Origin of the sequence: Nostoc sp. LPT (assembly GCF_017115165.1) — a bacterium.
In the GTDB taxonomy this organism is placed as follows: domain Bacteria; phylum Cyanobacteriota; class Cyanobacteriia; order Cyanobacteriales; family Nostocaceae; genus Nostoc.
On record NZ_JABXKF010000105.1, the window covers coordinates 45063 to 71932 of the forward strand.

The following is a 26870-nucleotide window of genomic DNA, read 5'->3' on the forward strand; positions in this document are numbered from 1 at the left end:
TGTCCTTTGTCTTTTGTCAGTTGTCCTTTACAAATGACCAATGACTAATAACTAATGACTAATGACCAATGACTAATGACCAATGACTAACCGCTCTCGCGCTCTAGGATATATTGGGACTGAATTCGTTGTATCACCTGGTTGTCAACAGCTTCTTTTGCCATGCGAATTGCATTAAAAATTGAAGGTGCTTGGGAGCTACCGTGACCGATAAAACATACTCCTGCCACGCCTAGCAGTAAAGCGCCACCATGTTCTGCGTGATCCATTCGCTGCTTAATCCGCTTCAAGTTGGGTTTTAAGAGTGCTGAACCGATTTGACCGTGTAATCCTTGGGGTAATTCTTCCCGCAGAATTTGTAAAATCACTTCTCCAACAGCTTCGGCAAATTTTAATAATACATTCCCTACAAAGCCATCGCAGACAATCACATCAAAGCGACCGGAAAGCACATCACGCCCTTCAGCATTGCCAATAAAATTAATTTGGGAATTTTCGCGTAGCAGTTGGTGGGCGCGGACGGCTGCATCATTGCCTTTAGAATCTTCTTCACCGATATTCAGCAAACCCACCTTCGGTTCAGTTGTACCCAAGACATACTGACTGTAAGCCGATCCCATAACGCCAAACTGCTCTAAAAACTTGGGGCGACAATCTACATTTGCGCCAACATCAAGTACCAGCACTGGCTTACCAGCAATAATTGTCGGAAAAACTGTCCCGATCGCTGGGCGATCGATTCCTGGCAATCTTCCTAAACGGAGCAAAGCTGATGCCATAGCGGCTCCAGAGTGACCCGCAGAAAATACCGCATCTGCCTTTTGTTGCTTGACTAAATCCATCGCCACATTGATAGAAGCCTTGCGTTTGCGTCTAACTGCATTTAAAGGCTCCTCATCCATAGCGATCGCTTCTTCAGCATTCACGATCTCTACCTGCCCTAAACTTGTTTTTGATGGCAAGGCAGCTTCTATTTGTTGGGCATCGCCAACCAAAAATATATCTACACCCAATTCTTCTCTTGCTCGCAATGCGCCAGCAACGATTTCACCGGGTGCATGATCCCCTCCCATTGCGTCAATTGCGATCCGTACACGAGTCGATCCCATTGCTCACAGCTTCTAGAAACCTTACAAATTTTACCAGATGGCAATGCCCGAAAAAGCTTAATTTTCTGACCGCCAAATTAATTCTGTTACTATTGCAACAATTTTTGCTGGCAAGCTCAAGATAGCACGAATTGTTGAGTATTGGGCATTGGGCATTGGGCATGGAGAAGAGACAAGGTAGACCAAGAAGAGTGGAGAGATAAGGGAGAGACTGGTTCAATAATTCCCCTTGTCCTCCTTGTCTCTCCTGCTCCCCTGCTCCCCTGCCTCCCCTACTCCCTATTCCCCACTTCCCAGCACCCAATCAACTAGCGTCCGAACGCCGTAGCCAGTTGCCCCTGCGCCGTTGTAGCCATTTTCTTTATCTGTCCACACTGGGCCAGCAATATCTATGTGCGCCCAAGGGGTTTGTTTGACGAATTCCTTGAGGAAAAGGGCAGCGGTGATTGCACCACCTGGACGCGGCCCTGTATTTTTCATGTCCGCAATACCAGACTTTAACCCTTCAAAATATTTTTCTTCCATTGGCATCCGCCAAATCTTTTCCCCTGAAGTTTGGGCAGCTTTTTCAAGCTGGGAGGCTACAGCATCATCAGGAGTGTACAAACCAGCAATATCGTCACCCAAGGCAATGACGTTGGCACCAGTCAGTGTGGCTAAATCAACGATCGCATCTAAGCCCAATTTGTCGGCATACACCAAGGCATCTGCTAAGGTCAAACGTCCTTCAGCGTCGGTGTTGTTTACTTCAATTGTTTTGCCATTTGACGCTGTGAGAATGTCTCCAGGGTGCATGGCGTGACCGCTAATCATGTTTTCAGCCGCCGCCGAAATAAAGTGAACTTCAACATCTGGCTTAATTTGAGCAACTGCTTTTGCTGCCCCCAAGGTAGCAGCTGCACCCCCCATATCCATCTTCATGGTTTCGATGCCGCTACCAGCACCTTTAATGTTGAGTCCGCCGGAGTCGAAGGTTACACCTTTGCCAATAATTGCTAATTTCTTTTTGGGTGTACCTTCTGGCTTATAAGTTAGATGAATGAATTTCGGTGGCAAATCGGAAGCTTGGGCTACTCCTAAAAATGCACCCATGCCCAACTTTTCACAGTCTTCTCGTTCCAGAATTTCCAGTTGTAAACCATAATCTTTAGCGAGCGCTTGAGCAGTTTCCGCTAAAGTAATTGGTGTGACTGCGTTGGCTGGCGCTGCTACTAATTGCCGTGCTAAATTTACCCCGGAAACAATTTGATTGGCGCGGGTAATGGCAGCTTCTTGTCCACCGAAACCTAGTAAATCTACGGTTTCTATTTGTGAACCTTTATCTTCTGGTTCGGATTTAAAACGAATATCTTGATAAAGTGCTAATTCCACTCCTTCTGCGATCGCTTGAGCACTCGCGGCTGGATCGTTGTTCCACAATGGAAAGCTAAATCCGAGAATTTTGCTTTTTTGCTTTTTTCCTACCCTGGCTACAGCCGCAGCAGCACGACGCAGAGTATCTAGTTTTAGTGCTTCTGGTTTGCCTAAACCTACTAAAATCAATTTCCGCACTGGGCTACCAGCATTTACACGGGTGAAAATAGTGCTATTGGCTTTACCTTTAAATTCTTCTTCAGTAATCAGTTCTTTTAAGACCCCAGAAAACTTTTGATCTAAAGTAGCTAGTTCTCCGGTTAACTCTACTGCATCTTCAAATAATCCAATTGCCAAACTATCGCCTGCCCACTCTAGCAAAGGCTTATCACTAGGTTGAATTGTCATTTTGGGATTTTGTGTAAATATTCCTTCTTGTACCAGTATTGCTCAAAATTCTGGTTTCATGGTGAGGGGAGTGGGGATTGGGCATGGGGAATTGGGCATTGAGCATTGGGGAGAAAGGGTTAGTAAGTATAAGTCTAACGAATTAATATAAATAGCACTCATTAAGAGTCTTTGAGCCTGATTAATCCACCTCAGAACTCCATTAATGAGTCTTTGATACTCATTAATCCACCTCAGAACTCCATTAATGAGTCTTTGATACTCATTAATCCACCTCAGAACTCCATTAATGAGTCTTTGATACTCATTAATCCACCTCAGAACTCCATTAATGAGTCTTTGATACTCATTAATCCACCTCAGAACTCCATTAATGAGTCTTTGATACTCATTAATCCACCTCAGAACTCCATTAATGAGTCTTTGATACTCATTAATCCACCTCAGAACTCCATTACTGAGTCTTTGATACTCATTAATCCACCTCATAACTCCATTAACGAGTCTTTGATACTCGTTAATCCACCTCAGAACTCCATTAATGAGTCTTTGATACTCGTTAATGAAGCTATGAACTCTACTCTTTTACCTCCTGCCCCATGCCCCATGCTCTATGCCCCAATTTTATTTGTGTCAATGTCAAATTTGCTGGCGATCGCTTCGATTATTTTTTGCTCAGGTGCTGTAATCTGATTATCAAGCTGGGCAATTTTGTAACATTGAGCTAACAAAGGTATGGCAAAGTCACGATTCAGTTGATTGAGCAATACATTTAAAGGCTTGGGCGATTTGATATTTTGGGCAATGGCATCCAACGAAGTCGGACTGAGGTTTAGAGCTTTTAATTCTGGTAAAATTTCTTGCCAAGTCTTTTCTGGATGACTAGCTAGGATCATGTGAACTAAGATTTGATCCATGAGAGCTTGTTGAGCGATCGCACTTTCTAGATACTTTTCACTTTCGGCTTTTAATGTTGCTAATGTCTGTGGCGATGCCAGGGAAGTAGATTCATCCAGCTTGGTTTCGTAAAATCGACAAGCAGCGTACCCCAATGAATAGATCATCGTTGCATTTGAACTAGCTCCAATTACTGCACCCGCTAAGGGCACATTTCGCAGCAAGCCTAACCCCGCAGCTTTTAACAAACGCCCTCCACCCAAAGCCAAGCCAAAAATTGCTAAAATTTCACCTTTACGGGCAGGATCTTTTAAATCTAACCCGTAGACAGATGCAATTTGATAAAGCATTTCTGACTGCAATTTTGTTGTGGCTGTTAAATCAATTGCCAACAATGCCACTGCGATTCCTGGCAAAAAACTAGTGGCTAGTCCAACTGTGGCTGCTTGAGTGGCTTTTTCCACCATGATTCGGTGAGCAATCTGGCTGGGTGATTCATTTGGATACTGTTTCTTAAGCTTGTTTACCGCTGCTTCTGCTTTTTCCAAATCAACAAGGTTAGTATCACTAATCAGCCAATTGAGATTTAATACTCCAGATAGTTTTCTAATCAGCCAATTTTCGCTGAGGTGATTCACAACCTGACCGCTGGTTTGAGTTGTTTGCTCAATTAATTTGTGTGTTTCTTTTGCCCTTGCTTCTCCCACCCCTATTGCTGTGTCTAAAATTGCTTTGCCAGTCTGAGCAACAGTTTTAATCAAAGACTCTAATACAGACGGTTCATTTTCTACTGATGATTGAGCCTCGATTTTTACTTCTGAAGTTTCTCTGGGTGAATTAACTAATTTATTCACTTCTATTTCTTGGGGTTTGTCTGCCATTGCTTGACACCATCTTGTAAAGCCTCTCTATTTTGGTTGTAGCGAAGTTTGAGGGGCTTTGACATCTCTCGATAAGTACAATTCTTCAGAGTAAATAGGAATTATTCTAAGCCTTAATTATAGACATAAGATGGATGACAGAGGTTATAATTTTACAACTGATAACCTAATGTCAACAACACTTTACCTTCCAAAATAGTGAGTATTTCTGGAGTCATAACACCCACTTTTATTTGCAATCTTGTTTTATCAATTACCCGCAATTGGTGGCAAAGAGCAACTGAATCCCGTTCTAATCCACCTTCACTACTTTGAATTAATAAACAGGTTGGCAAAGACGCACGACGCAAATTTGTTGTTAAAGGAATGGTGATGATAGTGGTGGAGAATTCGGCGACGATATTATCTTGAAAGAGAATAACTGGTCTTATGCCTCCTTGTTCAGAACCCTTGGTAGGGTCTAAATTGGCTAGCCATACTTCACCTCGTTGAACCCTCATTTCAAATCTTCTTGTATAAGTAGTTCTGCATATTCATCTAATCCTGCCTCAGCTAGTTGACGATCTTCCTGTGCAAATTCACTGTAAAGAGCAGCCATTTGATTTTTATCTATTTGCCAGCTAATATTTCTGCTGCGGAATTTGAGGAAGGCAATAAAATCACTAACTTGTTTGAGTTGTTCTTCATTCAATTTGTCTAATTCTAGGCTGAGGAATTCTTTGAGAGCAACCATTTAAGAGTCTCCAAAAATATGTAGTTAAGTTTTTTCAGGACGCAAATATTATTTGAAGGTGACGAGATATTAGCTGTCCTTGACTTTACCTTCTTTGGTAAGAAGGTAAAGTCAAGGTTGTAAACTCTCTGAATTTATGTATGGCACACTTTTTACTTTTTAAGTCTACCTTTATCAGCTTTACTTTCTAAAAAGTCGTTATCCTTAAGAATTTCATAGAGATTAGTATCTTGCTCTAGCAAGCAAGCGTGTCCACAATTGGGCAACACTACAATCTTGTTATTTGGTAGGATATTCGCTATCCGGTTGACTTCACTTACAGAAGGCAAAAGGCGATCGCTAGCACCAGCAATCAACAAAACTGGTTGAGTTAAACGCCTTAACTGTTCCTCATCAACATGAAACTCTCGCAGTAAAGACAACCGCCAAAGAACGGTTTCTACTGGGACAGAACGCATAGTTTTCAGCAAATCGTGGCGATCGCTCTGAGAAATGCGTGACAAAGATGCTAAAAATGGCAATAACCCCAGTGCGCCAACATCATACAATCCTGATGGAATTAAGTAAGTTAGCTGGGATGCCCAACTTAACCAAGGGCGAAGCTGAAAGGCTGAAGCTGGGTTAATTAGGATAATTCGCTTAAATAAATCGGGTGCTTGGATTGCCACTTTCATTGCCAAGCAACCACCAAAGGACTCACCACACAAGTAAACTGGCCTGTGAGAGCTTTTTTCTAATTCGGCGTCGATCAAGTCCAGTACACTCTTGGTGAGTACATCCCAAGTGTTCAGGTCTTTCCGGGGGAGCGCCAAACAACGGACATCAAAGCCAGCTTCTAATCCTGCGGTTTGCGATCGCAATAGTTGACCAGTTCCATCCATTCCTGGCAAATATACCAGCAACGGATACTCTGGCTGTACTCGTTTGGGAGTCAGAAAACAAGGGTTTAGCTCAACTTCTGTGATAGTCATTGGTCATTTGTCATTGGTCATTTGTCATTTGTCATTGGTCATTGGTCATTAGTCAATGGTATAAAACTTTTGGACTGCTGATTGTTGCATTTACGAGCTTCGGTATTTTTGACCAAAAACAAAAAAGTTTCGGAACAAGCTACTGAAAGTCGTGGAGACAATCCAAAATCCCAAATCTAATGGCTCTAATAGCAACCTTGACGCAGTAAATTGCTAATTTCGCCGTGACAGTGTTCTGTCAGTTCAGCTACAACAGTTCTGGCTTGTTTGCCATGATATTTTTTATGATGTTGGGGCGTAATCCAATAAGGACGACCGATTAACACCGCAACTCGACGATAAATTACCAAAGGATGCCAACCACCTTGATTAAATAAAGGTTCTGAAGGGTCGAATACACTCAAAAGTCTTAATGGGAAGCCATTAGTGTTTACTTCTTCTAAGGATGCGATCGCGATCGGCAAAATAGCTAAATCTTGCACATTCGCTCGCAATGCCAAATGGGCAAATCCCCGCTGGAACTCACCCAGTTGGTTTGGCTGAGTAAATTTCACCATTGGTGCAGTCCCTTCTGGAAATACTCCCACCATCTGCTTGGACTGCAATAGCACCTGTGACTGCGAAAAAAAGCTTTGCTGGCGGTTTTGAGTATCTTCCAAAGGAAAACACCCCAATTGACCGGTGACAATCTCTCGCATGACTGGAACTTGTCCCATGTAGTGATGGCAAGCAAAGCGAATCGGACTCGATAACGCCGCCATTAAAATCAGTGCATCCATAAAGCTGCGGTGATTGCTGACTACCAAAACGCTCGCATCCTGGGGAATACGGTCTTCGTAATAGCGGAACATTTTCGTTGAGAATGCCGCCACCAAAGCGCGAGAAATCTCTAGGGGGCTATTTCCACTCATACCTAATCAATATATTTTCCGGTAAATATGGCAATTTGTCTTAATCTAATTTTTACATTTCTTTACTAATGACATGACCGTCTTAAGATAGAAATATCTAATCTACAAAATTAACTAGATTTTCCGGGTTTTCAATTATGTATTTTTGAACACAAGAATATCTAATAGAAACTATTCAAAAAAATTATGATTAGTTAATTTCCATTTTTTAGGTAAAAATGAATTTAATTGATGCATATTACCAAACAATTCTGGACTTGATAAATTTGCTAGTATGAAGATGTTTTTGGAAAAAATAGTAATAATATTGTATAATTACGTGGTTTTGTCCCTCAAAGCTAAGATGTAGAACGTTTTAATAAGTTAATTTTGATTTTGCATGAATCTAGTGAATAAAAAAAAATTGACATTTGCGCTGACTACACCCCTATATTATGTAAACGATGTCCCTCATATAGGCAGTGCTTATACGACGATCGCAGCCGATGTAGTGGCGCGATTTCAGAGGCTACTGGGACATCAAGTATTACTAATTACAGGTACAGATGAACATGGGCAAAAAATTCAGCGATCGGCAGAAAGTTTAGGGAAAGCGCCACAAGAATTTTGTGATGAAATTGTCCCTAGTTTTGTGAGTTTATGGCAATTATTAGACATTCAATACGATCGCTTTAGTCGGACTACTGCGCCTCGTCATGAAGCGATCGTTAAAGAATTCTTTGAGCGAGTCTGGGAATCTGGTGATATTTACCAGGGACAACAACAAGGATGGTACTGCGTATCCTGCGAAGAATTCAAAGAAGAACGGGATCTGCTAGAAGGACACCGTTGCCCAATTCATACTAACAAAGAAGTGGAGTGGCGAGACGAACAAAACTATTTTTTCCGCTTATCCAAATATCAAACTAAGCTGACAGAATTTTATCAATCTAAACCGGATTTTATTCAACCAGAAAGTCGGCGTAACGAAGTCCTGAGCTTTGTCAATCAAGGACTGCAAGACTTTTCCATTTCACGGGTGAATTTAGATTGGGGTTTTCCCGTACCAGTCGATCCCAAGCACACTCTTTATGTCTGGTTTGATGCGCTGCTAGGTTATGTCACAGCATTACTAGAACCAGATGCAGAACCGACTTTAGCAAATGCTTTAGAAACATGGTGGCCGATTAACCTGCACCTAATTGGTAAAGATATTCTGCGCTTCCATGCAGTTTACTGGCCAGCAATGCTGTTGTCAGCTAGCCTACCCTTGCCAGAAAGAGTATTTGGGCATGGCTTTTTGACTAAAGATGGTCTAAAGATGGGCAAAAGTCTGGGTAATACCCTTGATCCTGTGGCATTAGTTAAGAGCTATGGTAGTGATGCCGTTCGTTATTACTTCCTTAAGGAAATCGAATTTGGCAAAGATGGAGATTTTAATGAAGTTAGGTTCATTAATGTTCTGAATGCAGATTTAGCAAATGATTTAGGTAATTTGCTTAATCGCACTTTGAGCATGGTGAAAAAGTACTGTGGTGAGAATAAAGTACCATCAATCGGCAATGAAGCGATTCCTGACGAAAATCCTTTGAAAGCCATTGGTTTACGTCTAGGGGAACAGGTGAAACAAGCATACCAGGAGCTAGCTTTCAGTCAAGCTTGTGAGGCTATTCTTTCACTGGCGCAAGCCAGTAATAAATTTATTGATGAACAAGCTCCTTGGTCATTATATAAACAGGGACAGCAGGAGTCGGTGGAAAAGGTTCTCTACGCAGTTCTAGAATCAGTTAGACTAGCAGCTTATCTGCTATCCCCAATTATTCCGAACATTAGTAGCGATATTTATCAGCAGCTAGGCTTCAGAATAGATTTTAACGATCAAAAACAAAGTTCAGTTACTGCTCCTTTTGCAACCCATTCTACATGGGGTCTACTATCGAGCAAACAACAGTTGGGTACACCCCAACCGATTTTTAAGCGAATAGAACCCCCGAAAAACGATTAGTCCTTATCAAATTCTGATTTTGTTCAATCTTTTATTTTCTCACAAAATTTATCGTGGCTCAATTTAAATTAGCCGCTGAACATTATCATAAGCCGCTGTGACTAGCATCTAAAAGTTGGTAATTTGTATCAAAAATAACAGGGATAAAAATTGAGGTATCACAATGATGTTGAATAATTTGGAAAACGATTCAATATTTACGCCAGAACAAGTTTTAGAGAATCGGGGTAGGGTCGCCATATTTATTGATGGCTCAAATTTATTTTATGCTGCACTGCAACTAGGTATTGAAATAGATTACACGAAGTTATTATGTCGATTAACAGGAGGTTCTAGATTACTGCGTTCCTTTTTCTACACTGGTGTAGATCGGACAAACGAGAAGCAACAGGGGTTTCTGCTGTGGATGCGTCGCAATGGCTATCGAGTCATTGCTAAGGATTTAGTCCAGCTACCAGATGGATCGAAAAAAGCTAACCTGGATGTAGAAATAGCAGTAGACATGATGGCACTAGTAGATTCTTATGATACCGCAGTTTTAGTTAGCGGTGATGGGGATTTGGCTTATGCGGTAAATTCAGTCAGCTATCGTGGCGTGCGGGTAGAAGTAGTGAGCTTGCGGTCGATGACCAGCGACAGCTTAATTAATGTAAGCGATCGCTACATTGATTTAGAAGCTATCAAAGAAGATATTCAAAAAACCCCTCGCCAAAGCTATCCATACCGACCGTTATCTGGTATCGGTTTTTTGGAAGACCCCAGAACTAGTGATGGACACCTAGAAATCCAAGAATAATGGCGTATCAATTTCATAAAAGAGGGAGATGGAGAAAAAGAAAAATTCAAAATTTCTCCTCCACTCCCTCGTTTCTTATTTTACTTTTATTAATATTTGGTTTAGTCGCCTGCGGGGGCAAATCCCCACCAGCTTCCCAACAAAACACTGCGGATTCATCTAATCCAGATAGCAATTTGACTTTCTTTGATGTCACTCTAGAACAAGCAGATGAAGTGGGAAGACCAATTTGGAAAGTCAGGGCTAAACGGGCAAAATATACCAAAGAAAAACAAATTGGTCAGGCTGAAAGTCCTTATGGTGAACTATATCAAGATGGCAAAATTGTTTACCAAATCAAGGCAGATGTAGCAGATATTGAACAAGATGGGAAACAGTTGTTTCTTAAAGGTAAAATATTTGCCACAGATCCTAATAATGGGATTGTGTTGCAAGGTAATGAATTAGAATGGCGTCCCAAAGAAGATTTGTTGATTGTTCGTAACAAGATTAACGGTACTCATAAAAAATTACAAGCAGTAGCGCAGGAAGTGCGAGTTAAAACCCGCGAACAGCGGATGGAATTTTCTGGAGGAGTAGTAGCAAATTCTATCGATCCCCAGATGCAAGTGAGAACTGAACATTTAATCTGGAATATTAAAGAAGAAAAACTGATTGGCGATCGCCCCCTAGAAATTGACCGCTACAAAGATAATAAAATTAGCGATCGCGGTAAGGGAAATTCTGCCGAAGTCAACTTAAAAACAAAAATTGCCACTGTCCAAAAAAATGCTCAACTAGAATTGCTAGACCCACCACTGCAAATAGCTAGTAACTCTATGACCTGGAACATGAACGCAGAAACTGTCACCACAAACTCGCCGACGCGAATGTTCCAGCGTGCCGAAAACGTTACAGTGACAGCTAATCAAGGTGAAATGAAAATACCACAAAAAACCGTTTATTTAACAGGTAATGTCAACGCCGTTGGTCAGCGTCGCCAGTCTCTAAGAGCCAATACACTAACTTGGTATTTAGACAATAAGTTAGTTGAAGCTCAAGGAAATGTTGTTTATCAACAAATTGACCCACCATTAAATTTTGTGGGTGAAACAGCAGTTGGTAATCTGCAAACAGAAAATATTCTTGTCAAAGGTGGCAGTTCTAGCGGTAGGGTAGTAACGGAGATTATTCCTCAAGAAAGAGCCAAGCGTCAGTAGTAAAGTTAGGGTGAATGGGGCCCACCTTCACCCATAAATTTTGGGTTAGTCGAGTACTAGACTAGGATCTTAGTAATACAAGTCTTTTGATAGCCCATGAATGGATCAAACCGATTAGGTAAGGAATCCTTGCCAACATCCCAGCAAGTAGAACATTCCCACCATCACGATACAGACCACGAGCATACAGATCGTACTCATGGAACTGGAGAGTCAGCTCATCCTCATATCCATAGCGAAGAGTCTTTACGGCGAATTGTCAATCGATTATCGCGTATAGAAGGACATGTTCGAGGTATTAAGTCAATGGTGCAGCAAAGTGCCCCTTGTCCTGATGTTCTACTGCAAATTGCCGCAGTGCGAGGCGCGTTGGATCGGGTAGCGCGAATTGTTTTGGATGAACATTTAACTGAGTGTATTGGTAGAGCCGCACAAGAAGGTAATATTGACGTTGAAATTAAACAGTTAAAAGCTGCTTTAGATCGATTTTTGCCTTAAAAATTAGAAAAATAATGTAAAATGCATTTGCCAAATTGCTGATGCACTAGCAGCAATACATCAAAATTTAATAGTGCATCGTAACATTCACTCTAGCAACATCAGATTGCAAACTAGTAAACAACCTATTTTTATAGACTTTCTTTTGTTCACTTTTTCTAGGAGTGAAGGAGGTAAAAGCTTATTTTATCAGATAATATGTTGTGCAATTACGATGGTTTTTAGCTAGACTATGATTTTAAAAAATTATCAATTTCATTATTCTTTAACTGGCACTTTAGATCAACCACTAATTTTTTTCTTGCATGGCTTCATGGGAAACATTGATGAATTTGATGAAGCCATAAAATTACTATTTAATGAATTTTACTGTTTAACACTTGACCTCCCCGGACATGGCAAAACTCAAGTTTTGAGTGAGGACGAGTACTATACAATGGCAAACACTGCTGATGCTTTAATCAACTTATTAGATGAATTAAAAATTTATAAATGCTTTTTAGTTGGTTATTCAATGGGTGGAAGATTGGCTTTATACCTAGCCCTGCATTTTCCAGAACGTTTTCATAAAGTTGTGCTAGAGTCAGCTTCCCCAGGTTTACCAACAGCAGCAGAACAATTAGAACGGATTAAATTTGATACACAAATAGGTAGAAAATTAACAAGAATTTTTGAAAAAAGTGATTTTGCCGTTTTTTTATCAAACTGGTATAATCAACCAATTTTTGGTTATATAAAAAATCATTCAGAGTACGATCGCATGGTAGAAAGTCGGTTGCAGAACAATCCACAAGAATTAGATAAATCACTGCGCTTTCTGGGTACTGGATGCCAACCTTCTTTATGGGAAAAGCTAAAATGCAATACAATTCCCATGCTTTTACTAGTCGGTGAATACGATCAAAAATTTATATCTATTAATACAGAAATGGCTAAAATATGTGAATTTACTCAGATAAAAATAATTAGTAATACTGGACACAATATCCACTTTGAAAATACCTTGGCATTTGTGGAAAATATTAAAAATTTTTTGTCCGCAGCAAATTAAAAATTAAGATAACCTCACTACTTCTTTACTGCCTTGCTAGAAGGAGTTGGGGATGGTGGCAAATTTGGGGCTGTTGGTTGCTTCGCTGCGGTCAATTCTTCTTGCAACATTTTCTGATAAACTTTAGGCAAAGAGTTACTAACAGAATTAGTCTCTATGCCATATCCTAGACTTGTCCAGGTGGGAGAGAGTCGCCGCAAAACATCATTTAACTTTCCCTGACGTAACAGTTGCGAAATATCAGCTCCCCAAACTTTAGAATCATTTAACCAACGGTAAACTACTACATCTTGATATTCTGCTTCAAAACTATAAGCAGTCCAAAACATCATCTGCATCGGCTTTGGGTGATAACGAGGGGCTAAACGATACCAAGTAATGTTGATAATTTGATATCTGCCAGCAGCGGTAGAACAATTACCTGTGTTGGGGCCTGTGATAATTGTGACGCATATCTCAGGATGTCGGCTGAGGTCGTTGACTTGCTGTCCCCCATACAACAGTGAATAGGGACGCTTTCCACTAGCCTCACTTGCCGAGATAGTTCGCATTAAAGCGCGGATATAAGGGTCGCCCTGTTTCATCACCAAAGGCGGCTGTTTATTTTCAAAGATGGGATCGGAAGGCGATCGCAAGTCTCCAATATACCATTGCAACAAATACACAAAGCCGAGAAGCGCGGCTATTGGGCCAATAAGTTTTTCAACACCTTTGAATTCAAAGCCTTTCAGAGTCTGACTCCTTCAAATTCACTCTTTTTGCTAACAAAAATCACCGACGAACTGATTCTAGTAAAGTTCACACCTGATTGTTAGTTATTATTTCCGGTTTGCTCATTTTTTTCGGAATTAGCAAAAAACAGTATAAATACAGAAGTTTGTAAGTAACTGAAATACAAAATGCAGGACTTACGCATCAAATAAGTAGTAAGACAAAATTAATTACATAAATTTTGACCTGATATCGTGTCCGCATAATTAGTTATGATTCCCACAGTCATTGCACCCCACACGCCAGTCGCTCATGGGGGAAACCCCCAGACGCTCGTTCGCCCTTGGCGTCTCCCCGCAGGAGTTGACTCGCTTGCCGCCGGCGCTATGCGCGGCATCGTCTCCCCGCAGGAGTTGACCGCGCTGGCTCCCCTTAATTCCCTCCGCTTGCGGGGAGGGGAAACAAAGCGTAGCTTTGGCAGGGTGGGGTGATTCGGGTTTGATAAGTAATCAAGCGGACATGAGATGAAACCCTTATCCAGCCTAAAACCTAATGTGTAAATATTTCTGTCCGATTACTTATAAAGAGTTTTTACCTCCTGCCTCAACCTCATTGCAAAGATTTCAATTGAAGTTGACACCAACGCACAACTGCGATCCCCTACAAAAGGTCTGTATTACGACTGATTGAGAACTGCAATCAGGGAGATTGGGTAATTAATGAGTCTGTTCTTTTAGCCCCGCATCAACTTCGTATCTTAAAATACCAGGAATTTTCTGAAGACACCGTAGATAACAAATGTTACTGTGGTCTAGTTGAAAACCAAGAGGCAGATAGCCTTTACCAATATTGAATCTGCTTTGTGTTTTTACACAATAGTCATAGTCATGGGCACAATATTCAAGTAGCTTGAAATATGAAAATCACTCCTATTCACCACCAGTTTGAAAAACTATGGTTAACCGTTTTACTTCCGTGAGTACTGCTCTCACACTTAAGGTAGTTGGAATAATCTGCATTTTGTCCTTTTTCGTTGACTTTTTGATTCTGTTGTTACCCTTTCAACCCACCGATCGGGTATGGCAAATCAATTTGGGAACCGCGCTCGTTGATCGAGGAATTGTTCCTCTAGTCGGTTTGGGGCTTCTATTTGCTGCCTATTGGATTGAAAATGCTGATGCCGCAAGCGATCGCCCCCAAGGTATCGATTTAAGATTTCCTGCGGTGATTATCTCAAGTATTTTAGGGTTGATGTTCTTGCTGATTTTTCCCCTGCACCTAAATAACGTCAATCAAGCCAAGGCTCAAACACTCAACCGAATCACTCAAGAAGCAGACCAAGCAGAAAATCAACTGAACACTCGGTTATCGCAATTGCAAGCACAACTGAATACTGATCAAGGAAAAGCGCAACTAGACCAGCTGCGAAACCAAACCAAAGCTCAGTTTAGTGAAATCCTCAAAGATGACCAAAAATATAAACAAGCAATTGAAAGCCCTCAAATTCCCGCAAATATAAAAGAGTTACTCAAGAAGGCTAAAACAAATCCCCAAGTACTTGACAAAGCTATCGAACAACAAACAGATGTTCAAACGCTGCAAACTCAACAACTGAGCCAACTTCGCCAGCGCCGAGACGAAGCACTGCAACAAGCTAAAGATACTGCTTGGAAGTCTGGACTGCGGATTGGTATTAGCAGTTTGCTATTGTCCATTGGTTACATTATCATCGGCTGGACAGGCTTAAGAGGTAGGGGTGCTGTACAAGGTGGTAAACCTAGAACTGCCGCACGCTAATCCACTATTGGCATGGCAGTAGGATGTATCCAAAAATTATTGACGGATTATACTGCCATGCGCCTAATAGCTAATAACAATAAAAAGGCAATTATCACTGAGTAAAATCACTATAAAACTTGAGTAATGTTCTCAATTTACATACTGACATATAACGAAGAACTAGATATTGCTGCTTGTATCGAATCGGCGATGTTATCAGATGACATCATTGTTGTGGATTCATGCAGTAGCGATCGCACTGTGGAAATCGCCAGTCGCTATCCCATCCGCGTTGTCCAACACGCTTTTGAAAGCCACGGCCGCCAACGCACCTGGATGTTAGAGTCTATACCCCCGAAGCATCAATGGGTTTACATTCTCGAAGCTGACGAGCGGATGACACCAGAACTGTTTGCGGAATGCGAAAAGGCAAGTCAGAATCCAGACTACATCGGTTACTATGTGGCTGAACGCGTCATGTTCATGAATCGTTGGATTCGCTACAGCACACAGTATCCCCGTTACCAAATGCGACTCTTCCGCCACGGAAAAGTGTGGTTTACAGACTACGGTCATACTGAGCGGGAAGTTTGTGAGGGTGCAACTAGTTTTTTAAAAGAAACATACCCACACTACACTTGCAGCAAAGGTTTGAGCCGCTGGATTGACAAGCACAACCGTTATTCTACGGATGAAGCTCAAGAAACGTTGTATCAGCTAGAACAGGGTAAGGTTAACTGGCAAGATTTATTCTTTGGTAAATCGGAAGTCGAAAGACGGCGTGCCCTGAAAGATTTGTCTTTGCGTTTGCCCGCCAGGCCGTTGCTACGGTTTGTATATATGTATTTTATTTTAGGCGGATGTTTAGATGGACGCGCTGGAGTCGCTTGGTGTACATTGCAGGCATTCTACGAATACCTGATTTTGCTCAAAGTCTGGGAAATGAAGTATCTACCAAAACCTAATTTAGATACAACAGCAATTTTGGTACAAGAGAGTACGCAACAGGTGCAGTGCGCGGATTCTGAAACTACACAGGTTGATGCGGCGTGAAGAGGACTGGAGATTAGAAGGATTTGCTGTATAGCGATCGCAAAATCATAGGCGCACAGACGTGCTATACAGATCCCTGACTTCGTAAAAGTTGTCGGGGATCTTGTTTTTCATGATTCAAGACTAGTAGTCTGTCAATAAATAATTGATAGATATATTCCCTGTAGAGACGGCGATTTATCGCGTCTCTCTAACCGTCAAAATGAATTTGACAGACCACTAGATCAAAATTCCAAACTTTCTAGTGGGTTCTATATTCAGGGCGGGCAGGATACTCACTCCACAAGATGGATAATTTATTTATTGGAAATACTTAATAAATTAATATTTTTAACAGAACATAAAATTTTACCTTTACCGTTGATTTGCAGTAGGGTTTTGACGTGCTGGAGGAAGTTTAGCTGTTTGTTAGATGTGGTAGCCCAAAAGTCATCACGGCGATAAACGACTTTTTCTTTGTCTGCTTTGCCATCGTCGTTGAAAACGGTGATGCTGCTTTTTTTTACCGAAAGGTGGATTTGTTAATACTAATTCAAAGCGATCGCCTGGATCTGCCATCAAGCTATCTTTGGCTTCCACTGGACTGTCATCGCCAGCAACACTGTGTAGATAGAGGTTCCGATATCTAAACCAATCCAAGTTTCTGAGTTGATGAGTTCTACCAATCGCTTGAGTTTGGCGGGGTCTTGAATTTTGTTTTGTGATTTGCGAAAGATAACGCCCAATAGTCCTTTTTCTTTACCAAGCCCCGTTGGGGCGGGTGTGGGGGTGTAGGGGTGTAGGGGTTGCATGGTGAAGAACTAGCCCCAACCACCCTTGGGTCAAAAGCCCTGCCCCTTGGGGCAACCGTGTTGTCCGGGGTTTCAATCCAAAGGACTTCACCTTACACCCTTACACCCTTAAACCCTTAAACCCTTACACCCCTAATGAACCAGGTTTTCTAAGGTGTGGCAGTACTGGGTTTCTAAAGCATCACCATCTTGCGATCGCAGTGCTTCCCAACTGTATTCTGGGGGTATAGTGGAACGTTTGCCCAAAGGTGGGGGAAGTTGCTTTTGTTCTTCAACCATCTTCAGGAACAGCAAATAGGTAAGCTGTTCTACATAGTCACTGTAGCTAACGCCATCATCTCGGAGGACATTGCAGTAGTTCCAGAGTTTTTGAACGATGGTTGAGAATTCGTTAGCCATTGAGTGATGCTACAGGTAGTTTCATTAGTAACGAAGAATTATATATTTTTGAGATGGCGATCGCTGTGAAGACAGGCTCAAATTCATATTTGGTTGCTTACTTCCAGCCATCATGCAAGCCTCACCTGTTGTCTACCTGATGAATGCATCGCTGCGAAAAATCCCAAAGCTTGAGTATATTACAGTTATGAGGTGTATTTTTTCGCGAATGATTGAGAAAGTATAAAATAAAACATTTTTTGGTACTAGATCATTTCTAATAGTAATTAACCCTTAGTTAGCAAGATAGCTCTGTGCTTTCGGAGTATCATAATGAGCTTCATTAACCTGGATTTGGTCTTCAGCGCAATTACTAGCATCGCCAATCCTTTGATTAAAGAAAAAATTCTGCGATCAGAGACTGTAATTAAGTTACTCCAGCAATTTAACCTAGATCCAGAGCATCCACCTGCTGATTTTAGTGGTGTTTATGCCTACGCCTTAGTAGAATACGGTGTTGGCAAACCAAAACCATTGCTGGAATTATTACGACAAGAAGCAATTAAACAAGCTTTTCGCACAGCATTAGACCACAATAACCCCTCAATTCTGCTTTCTGAGGTTGATACTTTTCTAGATGCCTATACCTTGGGTGATGATATCAGAAGTTTGGAACTTGATGTTAGGCGAGAAGTAGCTGAATTTGCGACGGTATTTATCGAAGTTGCTAAACGCACTCGCACACCTGCTGATGTATTGCTGAACCAGAAAATTGGTTCTCTACATAAAAGGATTGCGAGTATCCAAGAACAACTGGAAAGATTGCCGACGCTGGAGGGAATTCGCACAGAAATAGCACGATTAGCAGTAGAGAATTATCCTGCATTACCAGGAAATGTAACTGAAAACCAATGTAGAGCGATCGCACTTGCCCAGCAGATGCGAGGATGGTTTGAAACCTTGGGCTATGACTTTGAAAAATATCAAATCTGGGCAGAGGAATATTTTGAATGGATAATTCACATTCCAGTACGTCGCAGCTATGACCGCATTCTTATACGTGGTGTTGCTGGAGAAATTGGACTGAGTGATGTGATGGCATTGCGTTCCTCAGTTAATGAACAAAAAACTGATGAAGGATGGTTAGTAACTACTCGCCGTATTTCCCGTGCTGCAAGGGATGAAGTCAAGAAGGAAGAAAATCATCGCCTTGATTGTTTCACTTTTGACGAACTGATTGACCTGGATGCTGACTTTAGTGGGTATCTCGACTGGTTAGAAGCGGAAATCAAACGTCGAAAAATTGATACTAAGTATGTACCACTTGCTTGTACAAAAGAAGAAATTGACCCAATTACCAAGCGGCGAATTGGGGTGAGCCGATATGAACAAGAAGACGGATGGATTGATGGATATATCGACTTATGGCTTGATGACCCTGCAAAAGAGCATATTTCCATTCTGGGAGAATTTGGCACAGGTAAAACTTGGTTTGTCTTTCACTATGCTTGGACTGCGCTGCAACGTTACCGCGATGCCCAAAAACGTGGTATTGAACGTCCCCGCCTTCCTTTAGTAATTACGTTGCGTGACTTTGCGAGGGCGCTAAATGTGGAGAATGTTTTAGCAGGTTTCTTTTTTACGCAACACAATATCCGCATCAACAGCGAAGTTTTTGACCAACTCAATCGCATGGGTAAATTGCTGCTTATTTTCGATGGCTTTGATGAAATGGCAGCAAAAGTTGACCGTCAACAGATGATTAATAACTTCTGGGAATTGGCAAAGGTGGTAGTTCCTGGTGCTAAAGTTATCCTCACCTGTCGTACTGAGCATTTTCCAGAGGCGAAGGAAGGACGTGCTTTACTAAATGCAGAACTGCAAGCATCTACTAAAAAATTAACTGGCGAAACACCGCAATTTGAAGTCTTGGAATTGGAGAAATTCAACGATGAGCAAATTCGGCAGGTGTTGTCATACCAAGCCCAAGCAGCGACAGTTGAACAAGTAATGGGCAATCCGCAATTATTAGACTTAGCCCGTCGTCCAGTAATGACTGACTTAATTTTGGAAGCATTGCCAGATATTGAAGCGGGTAAACCTGTGGATATGTCACGGGTTTATTTATATGCAGTGCGGCGCAAGATGGAACGCGATATTAAGGCAGAACGTACTTTTACTTCGTTGGCAGACAAACTGTACTTCTTGTGCGAACTTTCTTGGGAAATGCTGTCTAATGACCAGATGAGCCTGAATTATCGGCTGTTTCCAGAACGCATTCGCCGCTTATTTGGTTCTAGTGTTCAAGAAGAGAAGGATTTAGACCACTGGCATTATGACATGATGGCGCAGACGATGCTTGTCCGCAATGCTGATGGTGACTATACTCCAGCGCATAGATCGTTGTTAGAGTTTTTTGTGGCGTATAAATTTACCGCAGAGTTGGGGACATTGGCTAGCGATTTTACGGAATTATCTCAAGCACAGTCATGTTTGGATGGCAGTGCTACGCCTATTGATTATACTTGGTCTGGTTATTTTTCGCGTCAAGGGAGTAGTGAGGCGATGCCTGCGGCAACCCCTTTGGGGAACGCACCACTCAGGGAATTTAGAAGTGAGTCTTTGGATAAGCTGAGGAAAACTTTTGGCAAAGCACCACTTACGAAAACAGTTATGGATTTACTTTTGCCGATGTTAGGTAATAGTGAGTCTTTGTCTCTTGTTTCTGTAATTGAGGCAACACGAGGTAAAAGCGAAGATGAGGTGGGCTATGTGGGTGGAAATGCAGCGACTCTGTCCGTAAAGTTAGATAAAGCGGTGTTAGATGGGAAAGATTTATCGTATGCAGTGATCAAGAGGGCTGATTTTTCTAATGATAGTTTACGAGGTGTGAATTTTACTACAGCAAATTTAGCAGAATCATTCTTTGCTAAAGTTTTAGGCAGTGTTTTGTCAGTAACATTTAGTCCAGATGGAAACTTGTTAGCAACTGGTGATAGTAATGGCTTTGTTCGTTTGTGGGAAGCTACTAGTGGAAATGAAATCTTGACCTTTAAAGGTCACACTGATTGGGTACGTTCAATTACATTCAGTCCAGAGGGTAAAACCTTTGCTAGTGGCAGTGATGATATGACAATTAGATTATGGAATATCAGCACTGGTGAATGTCTGCAAATTTTTCAGGAGTTTAATTACTCAGTTGCTTTTAGTCCAAATGGAAGAATTGTTGCTACTAGTGGTGTTAATCAAACAATAAAACTCTGGGATGTTATTACTGGCGAATGCCTTAAAACTTTAAAAGGTCATACGAGTTGGATATGGTCAGTTGCTTTCAGCCCAGACGGTAATGTTCTTGCTAGTAGTGGTGATGATCGAACGATCAGACTATGGGATATTCAGAGGGGTAAATGTTTTAAAGTTTTAGAAGCACATGAAAAGAAGATATACTCAGTTACCTTTAGCCCAGATGGTAAGACTTTAGCTAGTAGTTGTGATGATACAACTGTAAAAATATGGAACCTTCAAACTGGTGAATGTGTAAACACTTGCCGGGGTCATACCCAAGGTGTATTTTCAGTTGCATTTAGTCCTAACAGCGATATGCTTATCAGTGGTAGTATTGACCAAACAGTAAAGCTATGGAAAGTAAGTACTGGTCAATGCTTAAAAACTTTTTATGGACATACAGATGTTGTACGCTCAGTATCTTTTAACGCAGATAGTCAACAAATTGCTAGTGTAAGCCATGACCAAACAGTAAGACTATGGGACATCCAAAATGGTGAATGTTTGAAAATTTTGCAGGGTTACAGTAATTGGATATGTTCAGTGACTTTTAGTCCAGATAGTAAATTTATTTTGAGTAGCAGTTTTGACCAAAGTCTGAAGCTATGGGATGTTGAGACTGGCAAATGCTTAAAAACTTTACATAAAAGCAGCAATTCGATATCCTCAGCAGTATTTAGTTCAGATGGTCAAAAACTTGCCAGTGATAGCAGTAATGATACTGTTAAAATATGGGATGTTAGCAGTGGAGAATGCCTAACTACCTTGTATGGGCATTCCAATTGGGTTTGGTCAGTTAGCTTTAATTCAAATGGTGAAATCCTTGCAAGTGGAAGTGCAGACAAAAAAATCATAATTTGGAATGTTTACAACGGAGAACGTCTCAAAACTTTAGAAGGTCATACTAATTCAATATCTTCTGTTGTTTTTAGCCCAAGAAATCCAATCCTTGCTAGTAGTAGTCTTGACCAAACAGTGAAACTTTGGGATGTTTTTGGTGGTGAATGTCTTAATACATTAGAAGGACATACTAGCTTAGTTAATTCAGTTGCTTTTAGTCCAGATGGTAAAACTATCGCCAGTGCTAGTAGTGACTATACCTTGAAAATATGGGAGATCAGCACAGGAGAGTGCTTAAAAACTTTACACGGACACACTGATAAAGTTTCTTCAGTTGCTTTTAGTTATGATGATCAAACTCTTGCCAGTGCTAGTAATGACCAAACTCTGAAAATATGGGATATCAACACAGGAGAGTGCTTAAAAACTTTACACGGACACACTGATAAAGTTTCTTCAATTGCTTTTAGTTATGATGGTCAAACTCTTGCAAGTACAGGCAAAGATGACACAATTAAGTTTTGGAATGTCAAAACTAGCGAATGTCTGAAAACACTAATCAATGAAAGACCCTATGAAAACATGGATATCACGGGCGTTATTGGTGTAACCGAAGCAGAGAAAGCAACGCTCAAAGCTTTAGGTGCAATCGATAATGGAAAATAGAAAAGCAACTGCAATACCCATGACCCAGAATTGTTAGATCGCTCCACTCAATTCCTTTACACTAATACAGAAATAGCGATCGCATCACCAATTCTGACACGTCTTGAATGTGCGATCGCTTCAATCTTCTATGATCGCACTACCCATCCCTTTACACTAATACAGTAATAGCGATCGCATCACCAATTCTGACACGTCTTGAATGTGCGATCGCTTCAATCTTCTATGATCGCACTACCCATCCCTTTACACTAATACAGTAATAGCGATCGCATCGCCAATTCTGACACGTCTTTTATGTGCGATCGCATCAGTAAAGTTCTTCCTCTTCACCATACTGTATTGGTGCTTCACCATGAAACTCAAGAATTTTAGGCTTTTTCATTTTGGTATTAGCAGGCTCAATTTTTTCTAAGTGTAAATCAAATTCCCATTCATCCCGCAAATCAAAGATAAATTGTAGATGATTTCCAGGATTTTTGTTGGGGACGCTTGAGGTTAGTTTCAATCGGGTAACTCAAGCAAGAATTGAGTTGCTGGAGATATTTGAGGGAGAATAGGTGATAAGTGCTGCTAACTTCAACACCGTCAGGTTGGAGAAATTCTAGGATGGTTTGAAAGTCCCGCAGAATTGTTCCTGGGGGATCTTGGGTGATAGTTTGCTGTTGGAGGAGTTGCTTTTTGTCTTCCGTGAGGGTTGGGAGTTGTTCGCGGAGATGATTGGGGACAGGCAATAGTCGTTTAATCATCTAATTTCAATATATTGTTAACAGTGACAATACTTTGTTAAAAGTGACATTAATCTGTTAACAGTGACAAATAATTAGTTAATACACATAATATCTAAGAACTTGCAACAATCATTTACAAGTCTTATAAAGAAAAGTAACATCCTCTAAGAATAACCAGTCGCCATCGGATTGGTTAATGTCTATGTGTATGCTTATAGGAAAATAGCTGATTTCCAGCAGCAGGAAACTTGCTAGCGTTGTAAACAGTTACTTGCGGCAGAATCTGCCAAAGTTAAAGCCTTCGGAATTTGACGAATCTGCTGGTATGGATACGAATAACAAAAGTTCCTCTAGCTTAAAACAGGAGAATCGGGGCTTGGTAATCGATCGCCTAAAACAGGACTTAAAAAACGACCTGATTGCTGGTTTGTTGGTAATAATTCCCCTAGCAACCACTATCTGGCTGACAATTACCATTGCTAATTGGGTAATCAACTTCCTCACCCAAATTCCCAAACAATTGAATCCCTTTGATGGGTTAAACCCAGTTTTGGTAAATATACTTAATTTATTAGTAGGGTTAGCTGTACCACTACTAAGTATATTACTGATGGGCTTGATGGCTCGGAATATAGCTGGGCGGTGGTTGTTAGATTTTGGTGAGCGATTATTACAGGCAATTCCTTTAGCAGGACAAGTATACAAAACTCTCAAACAGCTTTTAGAAACAATACTGAAAGATTCTAATGGCAAGTTTCGTCGGGTAATTTTTGGTAGAGTATCCCCGCCGAGGAATTTGGGCGATCGCTTTTGTTACTGGTGCAATCAGCAGTGATATCCAAACCCAGATATCTCGCCCCGTGCTAAGTGTTTTTATCCCCACCACCCCAAATCCGACTACCGGATGGTACGCAGTCGTTCCTGAAGACGAGGTGGTGAACCTCTCCATGTCGATTGAAGACGCTTTTAAAATAGTTGTATCAGGTGGCATTGTCGCACCTAATACGCCTTTGGTTTTCTCCAAAGAGTCCACATTGGAAGTGAAACACGACGAAATCAAGCAGCAGGTTATTCCCGTTGAAGAAACTTAATAATCAATCTGGCATAGTCCCAAGCAAATGCGTAATGTTGTTGTTTAACTGTGCCAAAATTGATATGATTGTAAGTTTGTCTTGCCTATTTAATCAGTTCTCGCACAATCACCCCTCAGTTTTATGCAACCTCGTAAACCCCAGCAAATTGCTCGTGAATTGGCGCTTTTAAGCCTCAGCCAATTGCCAGTCAACCCAAAGAAATTAGATAAATTGGAAGACGATCAACTAGTATCCAAGTTGGTACTAGGTGCAGTACGCACTCTAACCACAGAAGTACAAGATACCCTCGATAATGCCGCAGGTGAACTACAACGTAGTAATGATCGCCTTTTAAGTAGCCAAACTCGGGCCTCCGACCTCAATACTGCCAGAACAATGCTTCAAGAAGCGATCGCCTGCACTCAGACAGCAATTAATCAGTTGGGTACGGCAGTTGATTTCCCAGTATTGATTCAGTTAGCTAATCAGGACAAGGGAGTTCGGAATTATGCCAAAGAGCTTGTAATTACCGTCAACGAAAATCGACACATTATAGATGAACTGATTTCTGCTGCTTTAGTAGATTGGCAAGTAACTCGTCTCGCCCAAATTGACCGCGATATCTTGCAAATTGCTGTGGCAGAAATGAAGTTTTTAGGAGTTCCAGATAGTATCGCCATCAATGAAGCTGTGGAGCTAGCCAAACGCTACAGTGGAGACGATGGTCATCGGTTTATTAATGGTGTTTTGCGCCGAGTCACTGAGCAGAAAAAAACTGCGTAGTACTGCCGCGGAATTCATAATTTCTATACTGCTGTGGAAAAAAGTCTGTAGCCGCTTCTGCGGCTTCCTCCAAGGGAAACTTCTCCCTTTGGGAGTAAGAGTAAATGCTGTGCTAACGCAAAAAATCCTCTGTTGTAACGATTCTCCTCAAACCGGCGTTGAAAGGTGAGGATAACCCGGAAGTTTTCACCCCAAGAAAAAGTGCAAAGTTAAATTAAACTCATAACTTATAACTTATAACTTATAACTAATACTGCTGCAATGGTTTTTAATTGGTTCCGTCGTCAACATAACGATTCCTCTAACACTCGCTCTGATCAGAAACAGGAAGAAACTCCTCCTGCACAAGAACCCCAACCAGAGCCAGCCAAAACCTCAACACCAACTGCTGAAACTGCACCAGACACAACGGCAGACTTATTGGCATTTGCGAAAGCTGCCTACAAAAATATTCAGCAAAAACAGCAAGTTGAGGTAGTAGAAACCCCACCTGATTCAGCAGATACCTTAGCATCATCAATACAACCTGAAACCGCAGAAACGGTCATTGCAGAAATCACTGAAGCAGAAGCAACTGAGGAACCTGCTAGTACAACTGTAGAAACTACACAGCCAGAAGTTATCCAAGCTGCGAGTGAGGAAGAAATTACAGAAGATTCCTCAGTGGCAGCAATTGCCGAACAGCCAGATGTCAAAAACCCAGAACTCGCGGCGAGTGAAATTAAATCAACACCCACCGAACCACTAGCTACGCCAGAGGCAACACAGCCAACAGTACCATCCTTCTTAGAACGGGCGGCGGCAGAACGGCAAGCAAAGCTAGAACAACTAATAGCCACTGCCATTGAAGTTCCAGAACCGGAGGTAGCACAGCCAGTAGCTACAACCTTAGAGACAGAAGAAGAAATTCCTGGATTGGTATTTGATGATGGCTTTGTCTGGTCAGCGAAAGTTCTAGCAGCTCAAGGTAGAAGTGCAGAAGACGTTTCTATTGAAGAAATTACCTGGCTGAAAAAGCTTCGGCAAGGATTAGATAAAACTCGCCGTAGTATTCTCAATCAACTAAAGGCAATCGTTGGTCAAGGGCCGCTAAACCAAACTGCTGTTACGGAAATTGAGGCATTGCTTTTGCAAGCGGATGTGGGTGTAGAGGCGACAGACTTTATTATCAATGCTCTACAGACAAAACTGCGAGAAGAAGTTACTGCACCTGAAGAAGCGATCGCTTTCCTGAAAAAAATCCTTCGGGATATGCTGGATGCACCGAGCAAAACCTCTCACAAAACTACCTTTACCCCAGAAAAAGAAACCTTGAATATTTGGTTAATTACTGGGGTGAATGGTGCCGGTAAAACCACCACTATTGGTAAAATTGCCCATCTTGGACAAAAATCTGGCTATAAATGCCTGATTGGGGCAGCAGACACCTTCCGTGCCGCCGCCGTGGAACAGGTGAAGGTTTGGGGTAGTAGAAGCGGCGTGGATGTAATTGCTAATCCGGGAAAGAATACAGATCCGGCAGCAGTTGTATTTGATGCGATCGCAGCCGCCCAAGCGCGTCAAACCGAATTACTTCTGGTAGATACAGCTGGGCGACTGCAAAACAAGAAAAATTTAATGGACGAACTCGGTAAAATCCGGCGAATTATTGATAAAAAAGCTCCAAATGCCAAGGTAGAATCACTATTGGTTCTAGATGCCACTTTAGGCCAAAATGGACTGCGGCAAGCCGAAGTTTTTTCCCAAGCTGCCCAACTCAGTGGTGTTGTCTTAACCAAGCTAGATGGCACTGCTAAAGGCGGCGTTGCCCTTGCCGTTGTGCAGCAGCTAGGTTTACCCATTCGCTTTATTGGTGCTGGCGAAGGAATTGAAGACCTACGCCCCTTTTCGAGCTATGAGTTTGTCGAAGCTCTCTTGAGTGGTTAGTTGAAAAATTTCGAGTTAAAAATTTTTCTTAACAAACTTAGGGCTTATGCAATACTGTATGAT

At 41.5% G+C, this 26870-nt stretch carries 24 protein-coding genes and 1 pseudogene; 13 read left to right on the plus strand and 12 right to left on the minus strand.

What is annotated here, in order from left to right; translation table 11 throughout:
* Positions 1-86: 86 nt before the first annotated feature.
* The 7 genes from plsX to HWQ58_RS19985 form a co-directional block, all read right to left on the minus strand.
* Positions 87-1109 carry a phosphate acyltransferase PlsX gene (gene plsX, locus HWQ58_RS19955; protein ID WP_292866351.1) on the minus strand — a complete coding sequence of 341 codons (1023 nt, stop codon included), beginning with the start codon at positions 1107-1109 and terminating at the stop codon, positions 87-89.
* A 279-nt stretch (positions 1110-1388) separates the two neighbouring features.
* Positions 1389-2870, minus strand: a complete 1482-nt coding sequence (locus tag HWQ58_RS19960; protein ID WP_292866354.1) for a leucyl aminopeptidase — start codon at positions 2868-2870, stop codon at positions 1389-1391.
* A 611-nt stretch (positions 2871-3481) separates the two neighbouring features.
* Positions 3482-4648, minus strand: a complete 1167-nt coding sequence (locus HWQ58_RS19965; RefSeq protein WP_292866356.1) for an EcsC family protein — start codon at positions 4646-4648, stop codon at positions 3482-3484.
* 152 nt (positions 4649-4800) lie between these two features.
* Positions 4801-5148 carry a type II toxin-antitoxin system PemK/MazF family toxin gene (locus HWQ58_RS19970; protein WP_292866359.1) on the minus strand — a complete coding sequence of 116 codons (348 nt, stop codon included), beginning with the start codon at positions 5146-5148 and terminating at the stop codon, positions 4801-4803.
* Complete coding sequence (locus tag HWQ58_RS19975; protein WP_292866362.1) at positions 5145-5381, minus strand: hypothetical protein; 237 nt, start codon at positions 5379-5381, stop codon at positions 5145-5147. Before HWQ58_RS19975 ends, HWQ58_RS19970 begins: the two co-directional genes overlap by 4 nt.
* A 152-nt stretch (positions 5382-5533) precedes the next feature.
* A complete protein-coding gene (locus HWQ58_RS19980) occupies positions 5534-6352 on the minus strand; it encodes an alpha/beta hydrolase (protein WP_292866365.1) in 819 nt (272 codons plus the stop codon).
* Between the two features lie 185 nt (positions 6353-6537).
* Positions 6538-7263: a 1-acyl-sn-glycerol-3-phosphate acyltransferase gene (locus HWQ58_RS19985; RefSeq protein WP_292866368.1), complete on the minus strand. Its 726-nt coding sequence runs from the start codon at positions 7261-7263 to the stop codon at positions 6538-6540.
* Between the two features lie 379 nt (positions 7264-7642).
* On the opposite strand from HWQ58_RS19985, the gene metG reads away from it, so the two are divergent.
* The 5 genes from metG (at position 7643) to menH (ending at position 12791) form a co-directional block, all read left to right on the plus strand.
* On the plus strand, positions 7643-9247 hold the full coding sequence (metG, locus tag HWQ58_RS19990; protein ID WP_292866371.1) for a methionine--tRNA ligase: 1605 nt from the start codon (positions 7643-7645) through the stop codon (positions 9245-9247).
* Positions 9248-9413: 166 nt separating this feature from the next.
* Positions 9414-10043, plus strand: a complete 630-nt coding sequence (locus HWQ58_RS19995; RefSeq protein WP_094348455.1) for an NYN domain-containing protein — start codon at positions 9414-9416, stop codon at positions 10041-10043.
* Entirely contained in the window at positions 10043-11242 is a 1200-nt protein-coding gene (gene lptC, locus HWQ58_RS20000) for an LPS export ABC transporter periplasmic protein LptC (protein ID WP_292866374.1), read from the plus strand. Before HWQ58_RS19995 ends, lptC begins: the two co-directional genes overlap by 1 nt.
* Before the next feature lie 96 nt (positions 11243-11338).
* Positions 11339-11740, plus strand: a complete 402-nt coding sequence (locus HWQ58_RS20005) for a metal-sensitive transcriptional regulator (protein WP_292866377.1) — start codon at positions 11339-11341, stop codon at positions 11738-11740.
* A 232-nt stretch (positions 11741-11972) separates the two neighbouring features.
* Positions 11973-12791: a 2-succinyl-6-hydroxy-2,4-cyclohexadiene-1-carboxylate synthase gene (menH, locus tag HWQ58_RS20010; RefSeq protein ID WP_292866380.1), complete on the plus strand. Its 819-nt coding sequence runs from the start codon at positions 11973-11975 to the stop codon at positions 12789-12791.
* A 17-nt stretch (positions 12792-12808) separates the two neighbouring features.
* Here menH and HWQ58_RS20015 read toward each other — a convergent pair whose 3' ends face one another.
* On the minus strand, positions 12809-13456 hold the full coding sequence (locus HWQ58_RS20015) for a glycoside hydrolase family protein (RefSeq protein ID WP_292866383.1): 648 nt from the start codon (positions 13454-13456) through the stop codon (positions 12809-12811).
* Positions 13457-14456: 1000 nt separating this feature from the next.
* Between HWQ58_RS20015 and HWQ58_RS20020 the strand changes: the two genes are divergently transcribed.
* Together HWQ58_RS20020 and HWQ58_RS20025 are read left to right on the plus strand one after the other, a co-directional pair.
* Positions 14457-15299 (plus strand): HpsJ family protein, encoded by an 843-nt coding sequence (locus HWQ58_RS20020; protein WP_292866386.1) that lies wholly within the window; start codon positions 14457-14459, stop codon positions 15297-15299.
* 126 nt (positions 15300-15425) lie between these two features.
* The gene (locus HWQ58_RS20025; protein ID WP_292866389.1) at positions 15426-16334 is read left to right on the plus strand and encodes a glycosyltransferase family 2 protein; all 909 of its coding nucleotides are present in this window, start codon (positions 15426-15428) and stop codon (positions 16332-16334) included.
* Positions 16335-16766: 432 nt separating this feature from the next.
* Here the strand turns inward: HWQ58_RS20025 and HWQ58_RS20030 are convergent, their stop codons facing one another.
* From HWQ58_RS20030 to HWQ58_RS20040, 3 genes are all read right to left on the minus strand, one after another.
* Entirely contained in the window at positions 16767-16913 is a 147-nt protein-coding gene (locus HWQ58_RS20030; RefSeq protein ID WP_292866390.1) for a hypothetical protein, read from the minus strand.
* Positions 16892-17125 (minus strand): hypothetical protein, encoded by a 234-nt coding sequence (locus tag HWQ58_RS20035; protein WP_292866392.1) that lies wholly within the window; start codon positions 17123-17125, stop codon positions 16892-16894. The genes HWQ58_RS20030 and HWQ58_RS20035 overlap by 22 nt, the downstream gene beginning before the upstream one ends.
* A 132-nt stretch (positions 17126-17257) precedes the next feature.
* Positions 17258-17524: a type I restriction-modification system subunit M N-terminal domain-containing protein gene (locus HWQ58_RS20040; protein ID WP_292866396.1), complete on the minus strand. Its 267-nt coding sequence runs from the start codon at positions 17522-17524 to the stop codon at positions 17258-17260.
* On the opposite strand from HWQ58_RS20040, the gene HWQ58_RS20045 reads away from it, so the two are divergent.
* The 3 genes from HWQ58_RS20045 to HWQ58_RS20055 all read left to right on the plus strand — a co-directional run bounded on the left by HWQ58_RS20045 (position 17524) and on the right by HWQ58_RS20055 (position 22462).
* Positions 17524-17664, plus strand: coding sequence for a hypothetical protein (locus tag HWQ58_RS20045; protein WP_292866399.1), 141 nt, complete (start codon positions 17524-17526; stop codon positions 17662-17664). The two genes, HWQ58_RS20040 and HWQ58_RS20045, sit on opposite strands and share 1 nt — an antisense overlap.
* Positions 17665-17836: 172 nt before the next feature.
* Positions 17837-22294, plus strand: a complete 4458-nt coding sequence (locus HWQ58_RS20050) for an NACHT domain-containing protein (protein WP_292866402.1) — start codon at positions 17837-17839, stop codon at positions 22292-22294.
* Positions 22295-22324: 30 nt separating this feature from the next.
* Positions 22325-22462 (plus strand): hypothetical protein, encoded by a 138-nt coding sequence (locus HWQ58_RS20055; protein WP_292866405.1) that lies wholly within the window; start codon positions 22325-22327, stop codon positions 22460-22462.
* Positions 22463-22740: 278 nt separating this feature from the next.
* Here the strand turns inward: HWQ58_RS20055 and HWQ58_RS20060 are convergent, their stop codons facing one another.
* Entirely contained in the window at positions 22741-23043 is a 303-nt protein-coding gene (locus HWQ58_RS20060) for a hypothetical protein (protein WP_292866408.1), read from the minus strand.
* Between the two features lie 307 nt (positions 23044-23350).
* Here HWQ58_RS20060 and HWQ58_RS20065 point away from each other — a divergent pair.
* From HWQ58_RS20065 to ftsY, 3 genes and pseudogenes are all read left to right on the plus strand, one after another.
* Positions 23351-24116, plus strand: a pseudogene (locus HWQ58_RS20065) (DUF502 domain-containing protein).
* Between the two features lie 123 nt (positions 24117-24239).
* Complete coding sequence (gene nusB / locus HWQ58_RS20070; RefSeq protein WP_292866412.1) at positions 24240-24881, plus strand: transcription antitermination factor NusB; 642 nt, start codon at positions 24240-24242, stop codon at positions 24879-24881.
* A gap of 261 nt (positions 24882-25142) precedes the next feature.
* Positions 25143-26807, plus strand: a complete 1665-nt coding sequence (gene ftsY / locus HWQ58_RS20075) for a signal recognition particle-docking protein FtsY (RefSeq protein ID WP_292866414.1) — start codon at positions 25143-25145, stop codon at positions 26805-26807.
* The last annotated feature ends 63 nt before the right edge of the window (positions 26808-26870 follow it).